Source organism: Paenibacillus sp. EZ-K15, from assembly GCF_002573715.1.
Classification (GTDB): domain Bacteria; phylum Bacillota; class Bacilli; order Paenibacillales; family Paenibacillaceae; genus Paenibacillus_AQ.
In genome coordinates this window covers 200,869-220,552 of record NZ_PDHM01000010.1, presented here as the reverse complement: position 1 = coordinate 220,552, position 19,684 = coordinate 200,869, and the positions used below count along the sequence as shown (strand labels likewise).

Annotated in this window: 22 protein-coding genes; all 22 read right to left on the bottom strand. The window is 49.5% G+C overall.

The genetic code is table 11. The features are described 5' to 3' along the window. Positions 1–5: 5 nt before the first annotated feature. The 22 genes from CRG97_RS08015 to murC all read right to left on the bottom strand — a co-directional run bounded on the left by CRG97_RS08015 (position 6) and on the right by murC (position 19,683). Positions 6–443 carry an ACT domain-containing protein gene (locus CRG97_RS08015; protein ID WP_063478870.1) on the bottom strand — a complete coding sequence of 146 codons (438 nt, stop codon included), beginning with the start codon at positions 441–443 and terminating at the stop codon, positions 6–8. Between the two features lie 576 nt (positions 444–1,019). Beyond that, positions 1,020–1,772, bottom strand: coding sequence for a hypothetical protein (locus CRG97_RS08005; RefSeq protein WP_098742555.1), 753 nt, complete (start codon positions 1,770–1,772; stop codon positions 1,020–1,022). A 24-nt stretch (positions 1,773–1,796) separates the two neighbouring features. After that, positions 1,797–2,555 carry a FlxA-like family protein gene (locus CRG97_RS08000; RefSeq protein WP_098742554.1) on the bottom strand — a complete coding sequence of 253 codons (759 nt, stop codon included), beginning with the start codon at positions 2,553–2,555 and terminating at the stop codon, positions 1,797–1,799. A gap of 20 nt (positions 2,556–2,575) precedes the next feature. After that, the gene (locus CRG97_RS07995; RefSeq protein ID WP_098742553.1) at positions 2,576–3,883 is read right to left on the bottom strand and encodes an SPFH domain-containing protein; all 1,308 of its coding nucleotides are present in this window, start codon (positions 3,881–3,883) and stop codon (positions 2,576–2,578) included. Positions 3,884–4,169: 286 nt separating this feature from the next. Next, positions 4,170–5,480, bottom strand: coding sequence for a GTPase ObgE (gene obgE, locus CRG97_RS07990; protein WP_076323137.1), 1,311 nt, complete (start codon positions 5,478–5,480; stop codon positions 4,170–4,172). A gap of 13 nt (positions 5,481–5,493) precedes the next feature. Then, positions 5,494–6,234 (bottom strand): Spo0B domain-containing protein, encoded by a 741-nt coding sequence (locus CRG97_RS33560; RefSeq protein WP_237566338.1) that lies wholly within the window; start codon positions 6,232–6,234, stop codon positions 5,494–5,496. Positions 6,235–6,403: 169 nt separating this feature from the next. Beyond that, positions 6,404–6,715: a 50S ribosomal protein L27 gene (rpmA, locus tag CRG97_RS07980; RefSeq protein WP_015734021.1), complete on the bottom strand. Its 312-nt coding sequence runs from the start codon at positions 6,713–6,715 to the stop codon at positions 6,404–6,406. A 17-nt stretch (positions 6,716–6,732) separates the two neighbouring features. After that, on the bottom strand, positions 6,733–7,065 hold the full coding sequence (locus CRG97_RS07975) for a ribosomal-processing cysteine protease Prp (protein WP_098742552.1): 333 nt from the start codon (positions 7,063–7,065) through the stop codon (positions 6,733–6,735). A gap of 13 nt (positions 7,066–7,078) precedes the next feature. Next, complete coding sequence (gene rplU, locus CRG97_RS07970; protein WP_098742551.1) at positions 7,079–7,390, bottom strand: 50S ribosomal protein L21; 312 nt, start codon at positions 7,388–7,390, stop codon at positions 7,079–7,081. A gap of 161 nt (positions 7,391–7,551) precedes the next feature. Beyond that, positions 7,552–8,787: an Rne/Rng family ribonuclease gene (locus tag CRG97_RS07965; RefSeq protein ID WP_098742550.1), complete on the bottom strand. Its 1,236-nt coding sequence runs from the start codon at positions 8,785–8,787 to the stop codon at positions 7,552–7,554. Between the two features lie 118 nt (positions 8,788–8,905). Further along, positions 8,906–9,769, bottom strand: a complete 864-nt coding sequence (locus CRG97_RS07960) for a M50 family metallopeptidase (RefSeq protein WP_098742549.1) — start codon at positions 9,767–9,769, stop codon at positions 8,906–8,908. Continuing rightward, positions 9,762–10,670 carry a M23 family metallopeptidase gene (locus tag CRG97_RS07955; RefSeq protein WP_098742548.1) on the bottom strand — a complete coding sequence of 303 codons (909 nt, stop codon included), beginning with the start codon at positions 10,668–10,670 and terminating at the stop codon, positions 9,762–9,764. The genes CRG97_RS07960 and CRG97_RS07955 overlap by 8 nt, the downstream gene beginning before the upstream one ends. 171 nt (positions 10,671–10,841) lie before the next feature. Next, positions 10,842–11,636: a septum site-determining protein MinD gene (gene minD, locus CRG97_RS07950; protein WP_098742547.1), complete on the bottom strand. Its 795-nt coding sequence runs from the start codon at positions 11,634–11,636 to the stop codon at positions 10,842–10,844. A gap of 3 nt (positions 11,637–11,639) precedes the next feature. Further along, positions 11,640–12,302, bottom strand: coding sequence for a septum site-determining protein MinC (locus tag CRG97_RS07945; protein WP_098742546.1), 663 nt, complete (start codon positions 12,300–12,302; stop codon positions 11,640–11,642). Positions 12,303–12,385: 83 nt separating this feature from the next. Further along, positions 12,386–12,910: a rod shape-determining protein MreD gene (gene mreD, locus CRG97_RS07940; protein ID WP_098742545.1), complete on the bottom strand. Its 525-nt coding sequence runs from the start codon at positions 12,908–12,910 to the stop codon at positions 12,386–12,388. A 1-nt stretch (position 12,911) separates the two neighbouring features. Beyond that, on the bottom strand, positions 12,912–13,787 hold the full coding sequence (mreC, locus tag CRG97_RS07935; protein ID WP_098742544.1) for a rod shape-determining protein MreC: 876 nt from the start codon (positions 13,785–13,787) through the stop codon (positions 12,912–12,914). A 58-nt stretch (positions 13,788–13,845) separates the two neighbouring features. Further along, a complete protein-coding gene (locus CRG97_RS07930; RefSeq protein WP_098742543.1) occupies positions 13,846–14,880 on the bottom strand; it encodes a rod shape-determining protein in 1,035 nt (344 codons plus the stop codon). Positions 14,881–14,918: 38 nt separating this feature from the next. Continuing rightward, complete coding sequence (radC, locus tag CRG97_RS07925; protein WP_009593994.1) at positions 14,919–15,608, bottom strand: RadC family protein; 690 nt, start codon at positions 15,606–15,608, stop codon at positions 14,919–14,921. Positions 15,609–15,693: 85 nt separating this feature from the next. Then, a complete protein-coding gene (locus CRG97_RS07920) occupies positions 15,694–16,305 on the bottom strand; it encodes a Maf family protein (protein WP_098742542.1) in 612 nt (203 codons plus the stop codon). Positions 16,306–16,330: 25 nt separating this feature from the next. Continuing rightward, positions 16,331–16,573, bottom strand: a complete 243-nt coding sequence (locus CRG97_RS07915; RefSeq protein WP_076323127.1) for a DUF4321 domain-containing protein — start codon at positions 16,571–16,573, stop codon at positions 16,331–16,333. Between the two features lie 127 nt (positions 16,574–16,700). Then, a complete protein-coding gene (locus tag CRG97_RS07910) occupies positions 16,701–18,092 on the bottom strand; it encodes an SPOR domain-containing protein (protein ID WP_098742571.1) in 1,392 nt (463 codons plus the stop codon). Positions 18,093–18,306: 214 nt separating this feature from the next. After that, positions 18,307–19,683: a UDP-N-acetylmuramate--L-alanine ligase gene (gene murC / locus CRG97_RS07905; protein ID WP_098742541.1), complete on the bottom strand. Its 1,377-nt coding sequence runs from the start codon at positions 19,681–19,683 to the stop codon at positions 18,307–18,309. Between the last annotated feature and the right edge of the window lies 1 nt (position 19,684).

Sequence of the window (19,684 nt, the reverse complement as noted above, 5' to 3'; positions counted from 1 at the left end):
ATAACTTACCCTTGGCCTATCATCTGCACTCTTCTTACTCCGGTTATTCGTCTCAATCCGTCGAGCAGATCATCCAGCTCCTCATTAAGCCGGGATACTTCGACGGAAATCACGACATTGGCGATACCCTGCAGCGGAATGCTCTGATGAATGGTTAACACATTCCCGCCTTCACCCGCTACCAGCCCCAGCACTTCGGATAACATCCCGGAGCGATGTTCCATATCGATAGAAATCGTTACGATTTCATCTCGTTCCAGTTGATTGATAGGATGGATTCCATCCTTGTACTTATAAAAAGCGCTTCGGCTAAGCCCAACCTGCTCAACGGCTTCATGGACCGTCCTAACGTCTCCCGACGCCAGCAATTTTTTCACTTGCATCGTCTTAACCACAGCCTCGGGAAGGATGTCTTCCCGGACCAAATAGTAGCGTTCCTTCACAAACGTCCTCTCCTCAAAGACTACTGTATTCGTATAGTGGACATTATACTGGATATACCAAGTAAGGGCAATACATAAGTGTCCAGTTTTTTTAGATATCCCGATATTTCTTATGTCAACTCTATAGCCTATACTATATCGCAATTCGAATCGGAACACATCGATATTCACGTCAAAATTGTAAATGATGCGTAAGAAAAAGCAGTCTCCGGTATGCGGAGACTGCCGATAACGTTATACTGACGATGTGTAACTCAAGGTCAACCCGCAATAGTCGCATGGTACTGATTCGTTTGGGTTTAACATGATTCTGTTTCCGCAGCCAGCACACTCATGACTTTTTGGTCCCAGTGACGCGGCTGATATAGGTGATTGATCGGATGAAGTTCCCCTGAAACTGTGATGTTGTTGCGTGGGTAAAATACGAAACCCCGCAATGATCAAAGCTAATGGAAAAAACACATACGTCAGACCAATAATAAAATAATAGAAATTTTAAAATCGCGATTTAAAAGGCTTCACTGGAACGCTCATACCAAGATCTCCTCAATTTCTTCTTAATCGGACGCATGAAGATTAAGCCACAATCACCGTACCGCAATACTCACATTCTTTTTTCTCCAGATGCGTTACGACCGACCTTGCCCCGCAGCCCGGGCATTCCACAGACTTCGGTCCTGGATCGGGCGTCGCTTCGTTTCGGATTAATTGCTCTGGTTCAGCCGCAACTTCGCCCAGTGAATACTGCATTCTCTGTCCGCTGCGCGAAACAAATTCCCCTTGGAATGGGGATTGGCTTCTCCTCTGCAAGGACGGGATGATGACGACTCCATTGTCGAGCTTTCCGTTAGGCAGCATACGCCGTTCAAACATGAACGTGATATCCCGGACGGCATGTGCCGGCGTTTGTCTTGCCTCACGAGCGATATGTTCAATCTGGACGAGCCCTCTTTTCATAATGGCATTCGAATAAAATTGCAGTAAGCTGTTGAATTTCTTGTCTTCTTTTTTGGCAATCAACAGCATGATGATAGCTGGAACCAGTATAATAACGCCCCAAACGATGGAAGCCGAATAGAGGCCATCGACATCTTTATCATCAATAGTCGCCAGAATCATAAGCAATTCAAAGATTCCATAGGTGATGACCAAAACCCACCCGAAGAGCCGGTTGTTTCGTCCCTTACAGTGATTATGGCGATGGGTGACAAGCACCCGAACAGCTGCCAGCACAATGGCCAGCGGAAAAAACAGAACCGCCAGCGCAATAATGGAATAATCCACTGTCGTGAATTTCTGTTTAAAGCGCTTGAGATCAGAAGCTTCCATTTTCTATCCCCTCTATCATCTGCATTAGGTTGATCCCGCTTTTGCTTTCAGAAGTTCCGTGTTGCGATCCTGTACCGTTCTAAGGATATCGCGGATGATGTGAACGGTTTGCTCTGCCAGCTCATCACGTTGTTCCGCTTGTGTCTCCCCGATCAGTGCCACTTGGTCCTCCAACATCGCGATTTTTTGCTGGATCATATGCTCCACTTCATATAATGAGGTGTGTGTGATTGGATCGCTATACCGAAGCGTTTCCTCAAGCTCGGCCATCTGCCGGTCTAACGAATGAATGTTCTCTCCTGGCATCTCCCCTAGTTTTCTCCGGATTCCCCCGATCCAAGCCACCGTCTCTTTCTTAACCGAAAGATGATCACTTTCCTTCCGTTCATGAGCTCCTGCATATTTTCCCGCCAAAGCTATCAGTCCCAAAACAACCGAAAACCCCAGGAAGGTTATCAGATGAATCATCAAATACGAAGATTCAGGAAGCTTAAATAAATATCCCAGCAGAATAACCTCCAGCAAGACGGAGATTGTATAGATCCCTATAATAACGCCTGAAGCAATATGAAAAGGTGCTCCTGACGAAGCCGCTTTGCGCTGTTGCATGACAAAACCGATAAATACAAGAATGGCCGCCTCGACGCATCCGAGGGCTATGCCCGATATCCAAGCATTCAGTTGAACGATCCCACTGATCAATCCGAACAGAAGGATGGTTACGACCGGAAGCGCTACGGCAGCCAGCCATAATCTGTTTCGACTTGTGGTCCTTGTGTTCACTTTATTCCCCCGCTTTCACTTCACATCAATTTATGACCGCACTCCATGCAAAACTTCTGGCCCGGTTTGATCTCATGATGACACCCAGGACATGTAAGTTCATGGCTCGACCCGCAGTGCGGGCAAAACTTGGCTTCCGCATCCACCAATTCACCACATGCCCGGCAAGGCATAGGCAGCGGGGCACCGCACTCCGGACATTCAACAGCACCGGCCGGATGGTCATGGCCACACTTAGGGCATGCATGGTAAGGGTCTCCGCAGTGAAGACAAAACTTGGCATTTGGAGGTAGAGGCTGCCCGCAATCGTTGCACCGGACAGTTTTCGCTGGCTCTTGCTCGGCTTGCGCCTGAAGCGATTGGCCGCATCCCGAACAGAATCGGGCTTCTTCCCCGTTCCGTGTTCCGCATTTGGTACATGCCTTCTGGTTGATTGGCATATCATCCTTCTCTAGTTCCTTTGAACTCTCAAACATATGCCGGGCGGTCTCGTACATCGGGCCGACCATCCCAAGTCCCATGCCCAGCCCGGTTCCCATGACCGCTGCCGGGCTGCCGGGATTCTTCGCTGCCCCCTCAAGCGTATCAAAGGTTCTTTCCTGATGATAGGTATATCCGATGATGTCCATCTCCGCTTTCTTCGCTAGCGCCTCCTTGATTCGAACAGCTGCAGGGTCATTCTCCGGTATGTTAATGGAATCTACATAGAAATTCAGCAGAGTGATCCCTATCTCTTCAAATGAAGGCGCAATCGCTTCCATGATATGCTTCGATATTTCCGCTATGTAAGCATTGATCTCCACAACGCTGATTTTTTTGCGAACGATATAGGAGGATATGATTTCCGTAATATTGGACATCAGTACGCCGCGATAATATTTAATCAGGGTGCCCTGGTCAAAAGTTTGCAACGTACCGACCATGGTCGCCAGAAACTTTCGCGGATCGCTGATCTGTACGCCGAATTGGCCAAAAGCCCGGACCGATACGATAATATTGTATTTCGGATCTTGCAGCTGGATCGGCGAGTTAGTTCCCCATTTCACGTCCAGTGAACGAAGTTTGTTCACAAACCAGACTTCTGCCGTAAAGGGAGACTTCCCACCGAATGGAAGATTGATCACATTGGATAAAATCGGTATATTCGCTGTACTCAGCGTATGCCGCCCCGCCGAGAAGGAGTCCAGGGCCTGACCGCCCTTATACAGAATTGCCTCCTGTGTCTCATGAACAATGAGCTGGGTCCAAGTCCCTAACTCCTGATTCGGATAACGCCATGCAAACACATCCGGCGGCCCTTCGTATTTTACAACTTCAATAATAGCCATAGTTCTACTCTCCTTTTTACGCCGTTCCTTCCATCCTGATGGTATATGGAAAAGGACTATTGTACTACTATTGTATACGATTTACCCGATATGTGGATGCAAAATTTGGAAACCTAAATGGAAAAGACATATCGAAACAATTTCACAGGCAGATGCCATAAATCACTGCGCATGTTTACGTGTTATCGATTCACGGAGATACAAGTTCATTCATAAAAAAAATACCGCCAAGCCTGCTGTTATACAGACCTTGCGGTATTTTTCTTCAAAACGTATTTGTCACGCATTAATAGTAGCTGCTGCCTTCAACAAATTCGAATTCGAAATCGCCAATCCGTACAATGGTGCCTTCTGTCGCGCCCCGTTTCCGGAGCTCTTCATCAACGCCCATATGACGCATCGTTCTTGCAAGCTTCAGAATCGCATCATGTGAATTCATCTGCATCCGTTTCAGCATCCGCTCAATTCGCTCGCTATGCACCACATACATCTCATTATCCCTAGTGACGGTGAAGGAGTTGTCGTTTTGCGCTTTGAATTTATACACCTTACGCTCGGAAACCTCGGATACTTCTTCAATCGCCGGCTCATCCGGAATACTTTCGAGCACATCGATCGTGCGATAAAGAAGTTCCTGGATACCTTGTCGGGTCAGCGAGGAAATCGGCATGACCTCGATGTCCGGACGGATTTCCTTCACCTTCTCTTTGAAGGCTGCCAAATACTCTTCCGCCTCCGGCATATCCATTTTATTAGCGGCTACGATTTGCGGCCGATCGACCAGAACCGGGTTGTAAAGCCTGATTTCATCATTGATTTTTTCCCAGTCCTCAAACGGATCCCTTCCTTCCGTGCCTGCCATATCCACAACATGGATAATGACGCGTGTTCTTTCCACGTGCCGGAGGAATTCGTGACCAAGTCCCACGCCCTCATGAGCACCCTCAATCAGACCAGGCAAGTCAGCCATTACGAAATTGCGACCGTCTCCAACCTCAACCATTCCCAAATTCGGTGTTATGGTCGTAAAGTGGTATGCGCCGATCTTCGGCTGAGCCGCAGATACAACGGATAACAAGGTTGATTTGCCTACGCTAGGGAACCCGACGAGACCTACATCAGCCATCACTTTAAGTTCCAGGGTTACGTAACGCTCTTCGCCTTCCTCACCGTTCTCGGCAAGTTCAGGCGCCGGATTGTTCGGCGTAGCAAAGCGGATATTTCCACGCCCTCCACGGCCTCCTCTGGCAACAACAACCTGTTGACCGTGCCGGGTCAGATCCCCAATAACCTCACCGGTATCGTCATCCATTAAGATGGTACCCGGCGGGATACGGACAATCATGCTATCCGCATTGGCGCCATGCTGACTTTTATTGCGGCCTTTTTCCCCGCGCTTGGCCTTAAAATGCTTCTGGTAACGGAAATCCATCAACGTGCGCAGTCCTTCGTCCACCCGGAAAATCACGTCGCCGCCCTTACCGCCGTCACCGCCGGCAGGTCCGCCTTCAGGAACGTATTTCTCTCGACGGAACGCAATGAGACCATCTCCGCCGTCTCCGCCTTTTACATATACTTTTGCCTTATCTACAAACATGAAATCACCTTCCTCAAGTCACAAACGGCAAATACAAACGATACGAGGTCTCCCCCGGCTCCGTCTGCTCCACCCGAATGCCTTCGCCTTTTACGGATTGTTCAATCTGAAGCTTCAAGCTGTCCGGGTCTCCAAAGGATCCTTCTCCTTGTGCCCATACCATCAGCTCTTGTTCTTGCTGCATAAATGTTAATGTTAATTGCCGGGTATCCCCCCAGGACGCTTTTCCGCTCAATTGAAAAGCTCTCACCGTTTGAATGATTGCTTCGGTAAAAGACTCCGCCGTTTGTGGCGATACTTTGTCTTCCAGTTGTACCTGGTCCACAACTTCAACGTCGAGCTGCAGATTGTTGCTGTACGTACGGTATGAATGTAAATAAAAAACCAGCGAAGGAATGCCTAGCTTAGATATTCTGCTCTCCGTCGCCATCCTGTCCTTTATTCTTTCCACAGAACCCACTGTTTTATCAAGCTTTCCAAGTTGAATGTAGCCGTACAAAATTTGAAGCTCATTCATCCAATCATGACGATGGTGATTCAACATCTGAATCGCCGTCGACTCCATATTCCGAATGATGGCTTGCTGTCTGCGCTCGTCCGATTTTCGGACAAGCCATGCACCGCAGGCAGACGCAGCGACAGCCCAAACCGTCAACACTGCTCCTGCAGCCAAAGTCGGTTTCCATACCATCCATGCTACGGGTATTACGGAGGTTAACCCCGCCCCAGCTGCTATCCATTTCCAGGATTTCATCGCTTCTCCTCGTCTTTCAACAGCAATTGGTTACATTCACCAAATCCCAGTATATCATAGACTTCCAGGACGGTTCATCCCCTGGATGATGATCTTTGCGCAATTCACAAAAAAAGAAGCCCCGGCAACGATGCCGAAAGGCTTCTTCTGTATGCAGCATAAGAAACGATTAAGCTTCTACTGCAGCCGCTACTGGAGCGACATCAACCGGGTAGACGCTCACTTTCTTGCGATCACGACCCCAACGTTCAAATTTCACAACGCCGTCAACTTTCGCAAACAAAGTATCGTCTTTACCGATACCTACGTTCGTTCCTGGATGAATTTTCGTTCCGCGTTGGCGAACCAAGATGCTGCCGCCAGTCACTGCTTGACCGTCTGCACGTTTCACACCAAGACGTTTCGATTCGCTATCGCGACCGTTCTTTGTGGAACCTACACCTTTTTTCGATGCGAATAACTGAAGATCCAATTTCAACATGTTGTCTACCTCCTTCTTCAAGTAGTCAATTCTTGTATTCTTATATACTTGCCGTATGAATCGGCAATTCCCTGTAACATAACAACCATGGATTCGAGAAGCAGTTGAACTTGTCCCGAGACGGAATCGTCTGCCGTCGGCGGAAGATTCGCACTAAGAAAGCCGCCCTTCATCCGGGTCTCCATAACAGTTCCGGTTAACACTTCAATGGAATTGACCGTCCCCACTGTAATGCTGGAAACTCCAGCACATACAATATCTTCTCCAGGATTGGCATATCCCGCGTGCCCCGTAACCTTGAAGCTATGGATCCGTCCATCTCCCCCGCGCAGTACTTGTACAGTAATCAATTACCGCACCTACTTACGCTTGGATTTTCTCGATGGTTACTTTAGTGTAAGGTTGACGATGACCTTGCTTCTTGTGGTAGTTCTTCTTCGGCTTGTATTTGTATACAACGACCTTACGGCCTTTACCGTGCTTCTCTACCTTCGCAGTTACAGTCGCACCGGAAACAATCGGCGTACCTGCTACCAAACCGTCCTCTTTGGATACGGCCAGTACACGGTCGAAAGTCACGCTCTCGCCGTCACCTGCAGTCAGCTTCTCGATGAACAATACGTCGCCCTCTTGAACTTTGTATTGTTTACCACCTGTTTCGATAATAGCGTACATTTGCTTGCACCTCCCTATGTCTCAGACTCGCCTAGTTTAAGGTGTCCGTCCTAAGCAGGAACGTCCTTGCTAACCCAACCGGAGCGGTTACAGCATGTGCAGCAATTCATCACTAGACACATACCCAATGATAATATCATATCCCATGTTCACCGTCAACATCATTGTTCGATAACAACGCCTCTGCCCCCACAAGCTCCGCAGGGCTTGGCAAATGGGAGCGAAGAGCTTTCTCTAGCTTTTTTTCGGGTCATTTCCAGCAGTCCCAGCTTGGTCCAACCCACCACAAAGCTCTTGGTACGGTCCTTGCGCATCACAGCCTCCATGGCAGAAACAACCTGCTCCCGATGCTCTTCACGATCCATATCGATGAAATCAACGATGATAATGCCTCCGATATCCCAGAGCCGCAGGATTCTTGCAATCTGCTGCGCCGCCATAAGATTTGTCTTCAGCACCGTTTCCTCGAAATTATCGCCACCGATATATTTGGCTGTATTCACGTCCATGATGGTCATGGCCTCCGTCTGATCTACAACAATGGTTACACCCTCGGGAAGCGTGATTTTCCTTGCAAAGCCGGCTCTCATCTGCTCGTCCAACCCGTAAGCATGAAAAATCGGACTTCCTTCCGAGTAATATGTAACCTTTGGCTCTATACCAGGAACGGTTTCCCTCAGATAGCTCTTGGTTTCCTCGCCTTTAAGCTTGCTGTCGATCACAAGTTCGTCATGAAGCGGATCAAAAGCATCGCGGAGAAAACGCTGCAGCATACCTAGATCACGATGAAGAAGCGTTGGAGCAGGAGAAGATTCGCTCTTGTCGAGAATTCGCGCCCACTCTTTTCGCAGATATTCAAGATCTCCCTTAAGAAATTCTAAAGGCTCGTCCTCCGATACCGTGCGGATAATGATCCCCTCTTCGTCTGTGCGGAGCTGATCGCCGATACTCTTCAGCCTTGCTCTTTCCGCATCACGTCCAATTTTCTTGGAGACGGCTACATAATCCGCAGTAGGCATGTACACCATGCATCTACCAGGAAGCGAGAAATGGGTAGTGACCCGCGCCCCCTTGCCACCTCTCGGTTCCTTCATCACCTGCACGATCAATTCCTGGCCTACTGTTAGCAGCTCCGATATTGACGGCTTCTGCTTGGGCTGCTTCTCTAAATGAGGATGGAGCACATCATCAATATAAAGAAATGCATTCTTCTTCAGCCCGATATCTACAAAAGCCGCCTGCATCCCCGGCAGCACATTAACAACCCTGCCCTTATAAAAACTACCGACTACACTTTCCTCACGACTCCGCTCAACGGCGAATTCTGCTAACCTCCCATCTTCGATGAGGGCCATCTGAATGGTCTCATGTTCACAATGAACTATCATTTGCCTCATGGCTTCACCCCTCATATGGAAGACGATATTCTATTTTTTTATCCTAACACAATCTCAGATGATATGAATGGATAAAGAATCATGGCCCGCCCTGCGTCTTCCTCATGGTGTTTACGATTTACGCATACCAGGGCGGACCATTTGATGCAAAATAAGAAGAGATCACATGCTGCTCCGGAACGACGGCAAGCAGGCTGCCTCGTCCGCTCATGACATAAATGAGATGATACTTCTCTCGTTTAAATAGACGCATGATATCATCCAAAGGTTTCGAAGAATCTGCAACGATTGGCTGGGCAGGACCGAGTCCATCCAAGTTTCGTTCATAAATCTCGCTCCGATTAACCAAAAATCGTAAGAACCGGTAATGCACATTCCGATAGTCTTCAAAATTGGAATACGCTAAAAAGAAACCGATCATCAGCACATTTAAACGGATACCGCCGCCGGAGAATAACGGCTGCAAGCCATATCCGATCATGATCAAGCTGCACAAAATGCCGGCGCGGGAAGCCCACAGCAACGTCGCATGATATGGGGCGAGCAGGCTCATGAGAGCCTGCAGCACTTTGCCGCCATCCAGTGGCAGAATCGGGAGAAGGTTAAACAGCGCAATGATGAGATTCCCCTGAATGATATAAGATAACAGCTGCTCGTCTCCCCACCCCGCCCATCTGCACACCAGGGTAATTCCAATCATGATGACATTTTGCAGCGGACCCGCAAGCGCAATGATTATTTCCTTCATCGCGGTCATCCTGCCGTCATCTTCAATGACAGCAACGCCGCCGAACGGCAGCATCTGAATGGCTCGTACCTTGAACCCCATCGCTGCCGCTGCGGCGGCGTGTCCCAATTCATGAATAAACACGATAATAAACAGGGTCAGCAATTCTAAAAAGCGACCGGTGAATACAGAGGCCAGCATGACAATAACAAAGAGAGGATGCAGCGACAATACCGTTCCCTTAAACTTAATCAAACGGAATCACTTCCGCCGGATCGACACCACGATTCCCCTCTTTCAGTTCGAAATAAAGGGCGGGCGGGCTGCCTGTGCCTGAAGACGCCAATGTGCCGATAATATCTCCACCTTGGACCCAATCGTTTACCTTAAGTCCCGTTTCTGCCAGCCTGCTGTATATCGCCGTTCTCTCTCCTGTATGCTGTATGAGAATGGTGATCCCAGTCTCAGGATGTTCTTTAACCTCAAGCACGCGTCCAGTCTCTATACTCTTAACCGCCCGGTCTGCTAAAGAACCCCCTCCGGCTTCCAAAACAATGCCTTTAAGATCAACAGCAAAGGATTGGACCACCTTTCCGGAAAGCGGAGGAACTAAAGAAGTCCCGGCATTTACCTTCGTCGAGCGCTCGTCAGTTTGTCCAAAAATCGGAATAAAGGAAGGCGCGCTTCCAAAGTGCTCCTCGTACCATACTTGAGCTGCCTGGAAATCCATCTCATGGCTCAGTCCCTCAACAATAAAAGCTTGCGTACGAAGAGCCCACGGCTGCTGAAACGAAAATACCCCCCATGCCAGCCCAAACACCAGCGCACTGACGATTACGCGGCGCACCAATCCCGACAGAAACGAAGCTTTTCTTGGAGGTTCCCCTGGATCATCGGGATCCAGCGTACCATGCCAACCGCGGTGCCCTTGCTTCCAAAGCTGCTCGGGATCCGGTTCCCTCTCTGCGAGATGCGGGGATGGGTTCGCTCTGTGATCCTGTACAAAGCCTGTCTTGTGAAGATTGAGATTGGCAGGCTTCCTCTCGGGAACGGGCGTCCATGACGACTTATCATGCGGTGCCGGAGACTGTTCCCCTTCCAGCAGCTCGCGAATGCGGGCTTCTCTTCGGTTCTTAACTGAAGTTTTGATGTCCATTGTTCTTTCCCCCTTGGGGCTTGTTTTCTTACTCTATCCTATGAGGAGATGAAAGATATTTAGAACAAGCCCTATTGAAGAGGCACGCAGAATGTATGCATATCAAAACAGCGTTAATGAAGTAAACAAAAAAAACCGATGCCTCTCGGCACCGGTTCGTGTTATAAGCCCTTAACCCATTCCAAAAAACTTTTTGAATTTAGTGAACATTCCTTTTTTCTGATGGATTTGCATCAGAGGAACGGTGTCACCTAGGATACGCCGGGCGATGTTTCTATAGGCGATGGCTGCCTGAGAGTCCGGATTCATCACCGTAGGCTCTCCGATGTTGGCCGCTCTAATGACCATTTCATCATCCGGCACGATACCGATTAGATCAATATTCAGCACCTGTAGCACATCTTCAATCTCCAGCATGTCGCCGGATTTCACCATGTTCGGGCGAATCCGGTTCACCACGAGCTTCGGAGACTCGACATGCGAGCTCTCCAGCAGGCCGATAATCCGATCCGCATCCCGCACCGCTGCATTCTCGGGCGTTGTAACCACAATCGCTTTATCGGCACCGGCAATTGCATTCTTAAATCCTTGCTCGATTCCAGCCGGACAATCGATAATGACGTATTCGAATTCCTTTTTCAATTCAAGTACGATATCTTTCACCTGCTCCGGAGAAACGGCATTCTTGTCTTTGGTCTGGGCTGCAGGAAGCATATACAGCTCATCAAAGCGCTTATCCTTGATTAGCGCCTGGTTAAGTCGGCATCGCCCTTCTGCAACGTCGCACAAATCGTATATTATCCGGTTTTCCAGGCCCATCACGACATCCAAATTACGAAGACCGATGTCCGTATCAACCAGACACACTTTTTTTCCGAGCAGTGCTAAAGCTGTGCCGATGTTCGCCGATGTCGTCGTTTTACCGACTCCGCCTTTACCTGAAGTTACGACGATTGCCTCTCCCATGTTCTACACCCCTTTAAACACATTAAAATCCCGACCCAAACGTGAGATGTTGCTGATCTTATCGATCTCCATGCTTCCGTCCTTCAAATACGCAAACTCCATGACCGTTTCCCGCGTCTCCCACTCATCCGGCGGTCTGCTGATCATCTGGGAGATACGGAGCTGGGTGGGGGCAAAATACGAAGCCGCTATAATCGCTTCCTCGTTGCCCTCTACACCGGCGTGCGCGGTTCCACGCAGAGCTCCCAATATGTAGATATCGCCGGTACACGTTATGGTCCCGCCGGGATTCACATCGCCGAGGAACAAGAGATCGCCGTCATGATGCAGCACCTGTCCGGAACGCACCATTCCCGTCTTAAGCGTAAACTTCTCCTCTGGAATGAGCTCGGACTCAAGCGACGGCGACTCCACATTACGTATCAGCAGGTTGCCCTTTTGCTTCAATATGTCAAGAATCGTCTGCTTCTCTTCTTCGGAAATTTTCCGGGAACCCAGCTTCACATCCACATGAATGATAGGTCCGGTCAAAATATTCTGATGACTGTGCTCCAGCTTATAGCGCAGCTCGCCGAGCAACTCCTCCAGCTCGCACTGGTCATCAAGCAGGAATACCAGGCCATCTTTGATGCCCTTAATCGTTACATGATTGGATTTTACAGCCATAAGCCTGTCCCTCCCATCCCTATACATTTCGCGCTCAAACCTTCAAGTTCCTGCTAGTCTAGTAAAATGTCATAATGGAGGGTTCAGGATGCCTTCCTTCTCTGATTCTTCGTAACCAACTCAATCTGCTTGCGAAGAGGAACGTAAATCGCCAGAGCAAAGGCAAAATGAACAAGGAGATTGGGTAGCATATGATGAAGCAGTGACCAATTATAAGAAGTCGGATTGAGTCGAAACACCTTATATATGCCAAAAAGCGTACTGTCAAACAACAAACTTCCCAGGATGACAACGGTCATCATCATGGGCAGAGGTGCCCGCGGGGACTTGAATACAAGTCCCACCAGATACGCGGATACCCCCATAGCAAATGAATAAGTGCCAATCATCTCGCCGTAATACACGATATCGTGAAGCATGCCGAATAGGAGTCCGAGCACCAGCCCCGTATGGCGATGATAATAAATCGATACAAAGAATAAGCAGACCAATACAAAGTTAGGATAAATCTGAAGCTGCAGCGAGCTTGGCGTTAACCAGAAAACCACCGTACCCTGCAGGATAAACAACACGAACAGCAACAGGACCAAAATCTGTTTACGTGCCATCTTATTCAGGCTCCTCAGGCGTAAAGACAACGATCAGATACTTCCAATCATCAAACTTGGCCGCCGGTTTGATCGTAGCTGTTCTGCTCTGACCGTATTGGCTTACCTGAACACTTTTCACCTCACCAATGATCAAGCCCTGTGGTATAACGCCTCCGGCACCGGATGAAATAATTTTATCGCCCTTCTTGATCGGATCATTCTCCTGAATACGCGTCATCTGCAACGTGTTGGTCTTCTCATCGTAGCTCTCGACCACGCCAAACGTTTTATCCTCTTTCCCGATGGCCGTTACCGCAATCGGCTGCGGATTCGGATCCTGGGCGTCCATCGTTGTCAGCAGCTTCACCGTTGAGCTGAAATTGCTTACGCTGCTAACAATACCGACCATGCCGTCGACGGTCGTCACCGACATGTTAGGGCGAACCCCGGCACGCTCGCCCAAGTCAATGACAAGCGTTCGGTTGTTTGGATCTGAATTCACGCTAAGGACCTGTGCGGTACGATATACATATTTGTCACGGTCCTTCTGGTTCTTCGTAAATCCAAGAATATCTTGAAGCTCTTCGTAATTGGCTTTCATTGTATTGTAGGAAGCACTCTCTCGAGAATATTGGGCTACCGCTCTACGCAGTTCCTCATTCTCTTCATAGATCTCCTTCATGTTCCGTACATCTTCAAAGAAACCCGCTATATAGGCAGCGGGCTTATAAAACACACTTTGCACAAAACCGACCGTATCTTTGACAAATTTTTCAGGCCAAGATAAAGAAGCTCTCGGGCCGAGCGTAAACCCCATAATAGCGATAAACGCTACCAGCCCGATGAGCATAATAAACAAACGCTTATTGCCTAGCAGCTTAAACAGTTGCAACACCCTCTAACTTACTGTTTTCTCTCCCAACATTAGGGGTTTACACTTCTTCTATTAGGTTCTACCGTTTGGAACGGACGGCAGAGCTGCTCCGGGATTTAAACAAGTGAATGTTCTCGAGCGCTTTACCTGTGCCAATGGCCACGCAATCCAGCGGATTCTCTGCAACGATCACCGGCATGCCGGTCTCTTCGGCGAGCAGCTTGTCCACGTTGCGAAGCAATGCGCCGCCTCCCGTAAGCACGATGCCGCGGTCCATAATATCCGCAGCAAGCTCCGGAGGACATTTCTCAAGCGTAACCTTAACCGCTTCAACAATGGCATTAATGGTATCTGCCAACGCTTCGCTAATCTCATCCGAAGTAATGGTAATCGTCTTCGGCAGACCCGTCACCAAGTCACGGCCGCGAATTTCCATCGTTTCCACGGTCTCCAGCGGCATGGCGGAACCGACTTCCATCTTGAGCAGCTCGGATGTGCGCTCACCGATCATCAAGTTATATTGACGTTTGATATAGGAAATAATAGACTCATCCATCTCATCGCCTGCCACGCGTACAGAGCGGCTGGTTACGATACCGCCAAGAGAAATGACCGCAACCTCGGTCGTACCTCCGCCGATATCAACAACCATGCTGCCTGTAGGTTCCCACACAGGCAAATCGGCACCGATTGCAGCTGCAAAGGGTTCTTCGATCGTATAAGCTTCGCGTGCACCGGCTTGCTTGGTCGCATCTTCAACCGCACGCTGCTCTACCGCCGTAATGCCGGAAGGTACACATACCATCACGTTCGGATGGCGCGGGAATATGGAGCGTTGCTTCTGTGCTTGACGAATAAAGTATTTAATCATCGTAGCTGTTGTATCAAAGTCAGCGATGACGCCGTCTTTCATCGGGCGAATGGCACGAATATTGCCTGGTGTGCGTCCAATCATTTTCTTAGCCGATTCTCCGACGGCTTCAATGCTCTTCGTATCTGTACGCAGAGCAACCACGGAAGGCTCTCTTACGACAATTCCTTTCCCACGAACATAAACCAGCGTATTTGCCGTCCCCAAATCGATTCCCAAATCTTTCGTAAAACCACCTAACATGATGTATCTCCCTTTCTTCGTCAATCTGAACTATTATATTACATCAAGCCCCGTTCCTTCAAACTTACAAACGAACCGTCCCCAATGATCAGATGATCCAGCACGTCGATCCCGACAATCTGTCCTGCCTCCACTAAGCGGGCAGTCAGCGATATGTCTTCCGGGCTGGGCGTCGGATCTCCGCTAGGATGGTTATGCGCGCACACCAGGGATGCACTGCTGCATTTGATGGCCGCTCTGAACACCTCGCGGGGATGAACGATGGAAGCGTTAAGGCTTCCCATCGATAACGTTTCCTGGGCAATGACATGATTTTTCGTATTTAAAAATACACAGACAAAATGCTCTTTCTGTAAATAGCGCATCTGTTCACTGAGCAGTTCTGCCGCGTCATGCGGACTGCGAATAATAACTGGCTCTACATGTCTCGATGCGGCTAAGCGCCGTCCAAGCTCTATGCCAGCCTTCAGCTGAACAGCCTTAGCGGTTCCAATTCCTTTGATTTGCGTAATTTCCTCAATGCTGAGATCAACGAGCTGCCGGATGCCGCCTGCTTCCCCCAGCAGCCGCTGGGCTATATGTACGGCAGATTCTTGGCGGGTTCCGGTCCGAAGCAATATCGCCAGCAATTCTGCATGGCTTAAAGCGCTCGCCCCATATTGCATCATGCGCTCTCTAGGTCGTTCATCATGGGGGATGTCGCGCAGCAATAGCGTTGGCGACTCCATATATTCCCCTCTTTTCTAAGATTTAAATCAGCAGGTCACCGAAAATTTAGGATCCCCCTACATTTCGCATGCCGTTGTTCTATATCTATGAATCGGTGAGTACATCCATCCCCATTTCAGACAGCATGTCCGACAGCAGAGAAAGCGGCAGGCCGACAACGTTAAAATAGTCGCCTTCGATTCCTTCCACGATGGTTGCACCCAAGCCTTGAATCGCATACGAGCCTGCTTTGTCAGCAGGTTCCCCGCTCTTTACATAAGCCGCGATCGCATCATCACTTAACGATTTCATCTTTACGGTTGTCACACGGTGGGCAACCTTTGTACGACCAGATTCCCGGTCAACACATGCCACGCCCGTGTACACGAGGTGAGCCCGTCCTTGAAGCATGGACAACATCCTTGCCGCGTCAGCATGATCCTCCGGTTTCCCGAGGACATGATCATCTACAACTACAATCGTGTCGCTTCCCACAATGATACCATCTCCCGGATCATCCGTCAGCTTTCGGAGAACCGCTTCCGCTTTACGTAGTGCCAGTGACTCCACAATTCGCTCTGGCGACCACCCTTGCGGGGTGTCCTCATCAGCTTCACTAGGCATAATCTCGAATGGGATACGAAGGGAGGCAATCAATTCCTGACGCCGAGGAGAGGTGGAGGCCAATATGATACGGCGGTTTCTCTTCTCATTCAAGGGGGATAATCTCCTTTGTCATGTCTTAGAGCCTGCGGTATAACCAAAGTGCAGCTATAATGCCAAGCAGACTGAGCAGGCAAAAGTTAAGTTCAAGGTTAATATCATAACGAATAATGTCAAAATCAGCGCGAGGCGACCACTTAATCGGTGTAGTAGACGTTAAAAACGACAAAGCCTTGACAGGCTGAAGCGCCTTAGCAAGCCATGTTCCCGTCAGCCACCCCAGCAGCAAAAACAAGATGAGCATTCCTTTGTTTTTCTTCATGCATCCTCTTCCCTCGCCATATTTTGACACCCTAATTATTATACGGTGAATCGATAAGCAATACAAACAGAAATCCGGCAGGGGGAACTATTTCCAGTTCCAAGCCGGATTTGACGTAAATTTGAATTTATAGGCCGTCCAGGAGTTTCTTTTGGCCCATGACATAGTTCATCATACCTGTTTGAATCTCCCACAAATGCCCCTTGGATTGATTTTTGTTATATTCGGAGAGCGCAGTGATTGCACTGTTCATGGATTGCTCCATCGCGGGCAGCAATGCCCCGGTCTCCGGACCCAAGCCGGCGGACAGCAACTTCATCGTTTGGATCCACTGCTGGTGCAGATTTGTGATCGCAGTCATATTCTCCGACGCCACCGCGCCCGCCTCCTGCTTCCCCAGCAGCGATGCCGATAGCGTACTCAACTCCGATACCAGCTGCCCGCTTATCCTAAAATAGTCCGCCAGCGTCTGCTCCTCGCCCGCAAAGACAGCTGACTCTATATTAGGGAGCGCGATTTCTTTTACGTATAATTCGACGCCTTCGGCCTTAAGCTGATTGCTGAGCAGCTTGGCCTGCTCGCGATCTGGTGAAATGCCCGCATACACCCGGTTCTCCTCATCCGAATCTCCGCCGGCGGCAATACCGGACTGCAGCAGCTCCCCCTTCGCTTGCTCAGCCCGTTCCGGGGTGCTGAACACACCGTACTGAAGCATATAAAAGATTTCACCAGGAATGTGAACAGCCGATTCAGTTAAATCAGGTGCGAGGGATGCACCCGTTCCACCAGAGGAATCAGCCGGTGCTTGATTCACTGCATCATTGGTTTCAAGCTGCCCCGATGTTGGATCCTCACCTGCATTACCGCCGTTAAACATAGACAACACCATATACCCAAACAGCAAACCCGTAACAACAGCCGCTGTCACGGACACAGCCATTTTCCAGAAGGAGGTAGGTTTGCGTGAGCGATAATAACTGTAGTCATCAGCAGATGACTCATATAGATCCGCCTCGGGCCCGAGATTCCAGTTGGAGTCGTTCGCTTCGGGGTCCACTCTTCCGGGATACACGTCATCATGAAGGTCATAGAGTTCCTTACGCTCACGCATATCGTCATATGTATCGGTATGTTCAGGTCCGTCACCAAACGACCCGCCGTCGATATGATCCAGACGCCGTCTTTCCTCAGCTAATCGGCCCCTGGACCGATTATGACGCGAGGTTCTCCACTCTTGACCGTTCACATTCGGGGTCTCCCCCTCCTCCCGGAGAGGCGGAACGACGCGCAGATGATCATGCTGCATACTGCTCCTAGGTTCGAACGAAGTGCCCGCATCGGCAAACCGATCTGGCGCCGTTGTGTCAAACTCGTCGAATACGAGATGGCGGTCATCAACTTGGTCATTGCGTCTTGCTGGAACTTTTTGATACGAATCACGTTCCTCACGCATATGATCCTTATGACTATCCTTCGGCGGATCGTGATCAAAACGAATCGTCATCCGTGCTTTATTCATATCCACACACCTCACTTGTCCTTCTACACCTAGCTATATGATCAAGCTTGGCAACTTATGAGTGTGCGAAAAACAAAACAAACAGGCTGACCAAGAAAGCATCTTGATCAGCCTGTTATACTTAGCGATTCCGCTCGCTTTGCCTCCGTTCGAAAGACAAAAGCCCATGCAATCCCCTGCTGCAGCGAAGCAGCAAAGCATGCGCGCAATCCATTTACTTCTTGCCTTTAATAGACTCTGCTAAAGCAGCGCCGACTTTCCAAATATCGCCCGCCCCCATCGTGAGAACCAGATCGCCTTCTTTTACACGACCTTTGAGATCGTTCAGAACATCCTCTTTGGTAGGCAAATAGCGGGCACCGGCATTACTGTTCTGGACAATCAACTCCACCAGCTTACCGGAACTGATACCCTCGATTTGCTTCTCGCCGGCAGGAGAATAAATATCGGTGATGATCACTTCATCCGCTTCTCCGAACGCGCGGCTAAACGCATCCAGAAGGAAAAAGGTCCTCGAATACCGCTGCGGCTGGAATACGGCAATAATCCGTTTGCCCGTCGCTTTAGCAGCACTGATCGTAGCCTCGATCTCCGTCGGATGATGCGCATAGTCGTCAATCACCAGAATGCCTTCTGCTTCGCCCAGCACCTGGAAGCGGCGCTTAGCGCCGTTGAACTTAACAATGGCCTCTACAATCGCTTCAAACGAAATTCCGCCCTTCAAGCAGCATATCACCGTAGCCATTGCGTTGTAGACATTGTGTTTACCCGGTACGGACAGTTCCACGGTGCCCAGCTCCACTCCGTTATGAAGCATCGTGAAGCTGACGTGACGGTCGCCGAGCACCAGATTTTTTGCCGTATACTCCGCATCAGCATGAATGCCGTATGTGGTCACATTACATTTAAGGTCAGGCAAAATAGCCTGGATGTTGTTATCGTCCGCGCAAACCACGGCCGTCCCGTCTGCCTTGATCTGGCTGAGGAATTGTACATAAGCTGCCTTGAGACGATTGAAATCCCCTTCGTAATTCTCCAGGTGATCGGCCTCAATATTCAGAACAACGCCGAGCCAAGGGTGATACTGAAGGAATGAACCGTCGCTCTCGTCGGCTTCGGCCACTACGTGCTCGCCTTCACCGGCTTTGGCATTCGTGCCAACATTCATGATTTCCCCGCCGATGATAAATGTAGGATCGACGCCGCATTCTTCCATCACGAGCGCAATCATGGAGGAAGTGGTTGTCTTACCATGCGCACCCGCTACGGCGACCCCTTTGCGTTCGTTCAAAAGACGCGCCAGCATCTGCGCACGGTGAAGGACAGGAATGTTCAGCTTCTCTGCTTCGACCCGTTCCACGTTGTCTTTGGACAATGCCGTCGAGTAAACCACAAGGTCCGCGCCCTGGACTTGCTCGGCGGTATGTCCAATGTATATTTTGGCGCCCTTGGCCGCCAGCTTTTCTGTCAATTCTTGCGATGCCACGTCAGAACCCGTGACTTTATAACCCATCTCCAGCATAACTCTTGCAATGGCGCTCATCCCGTAGCCGCCAATTCCTATAAAATGAACATGTTCCGATGTATTCAAC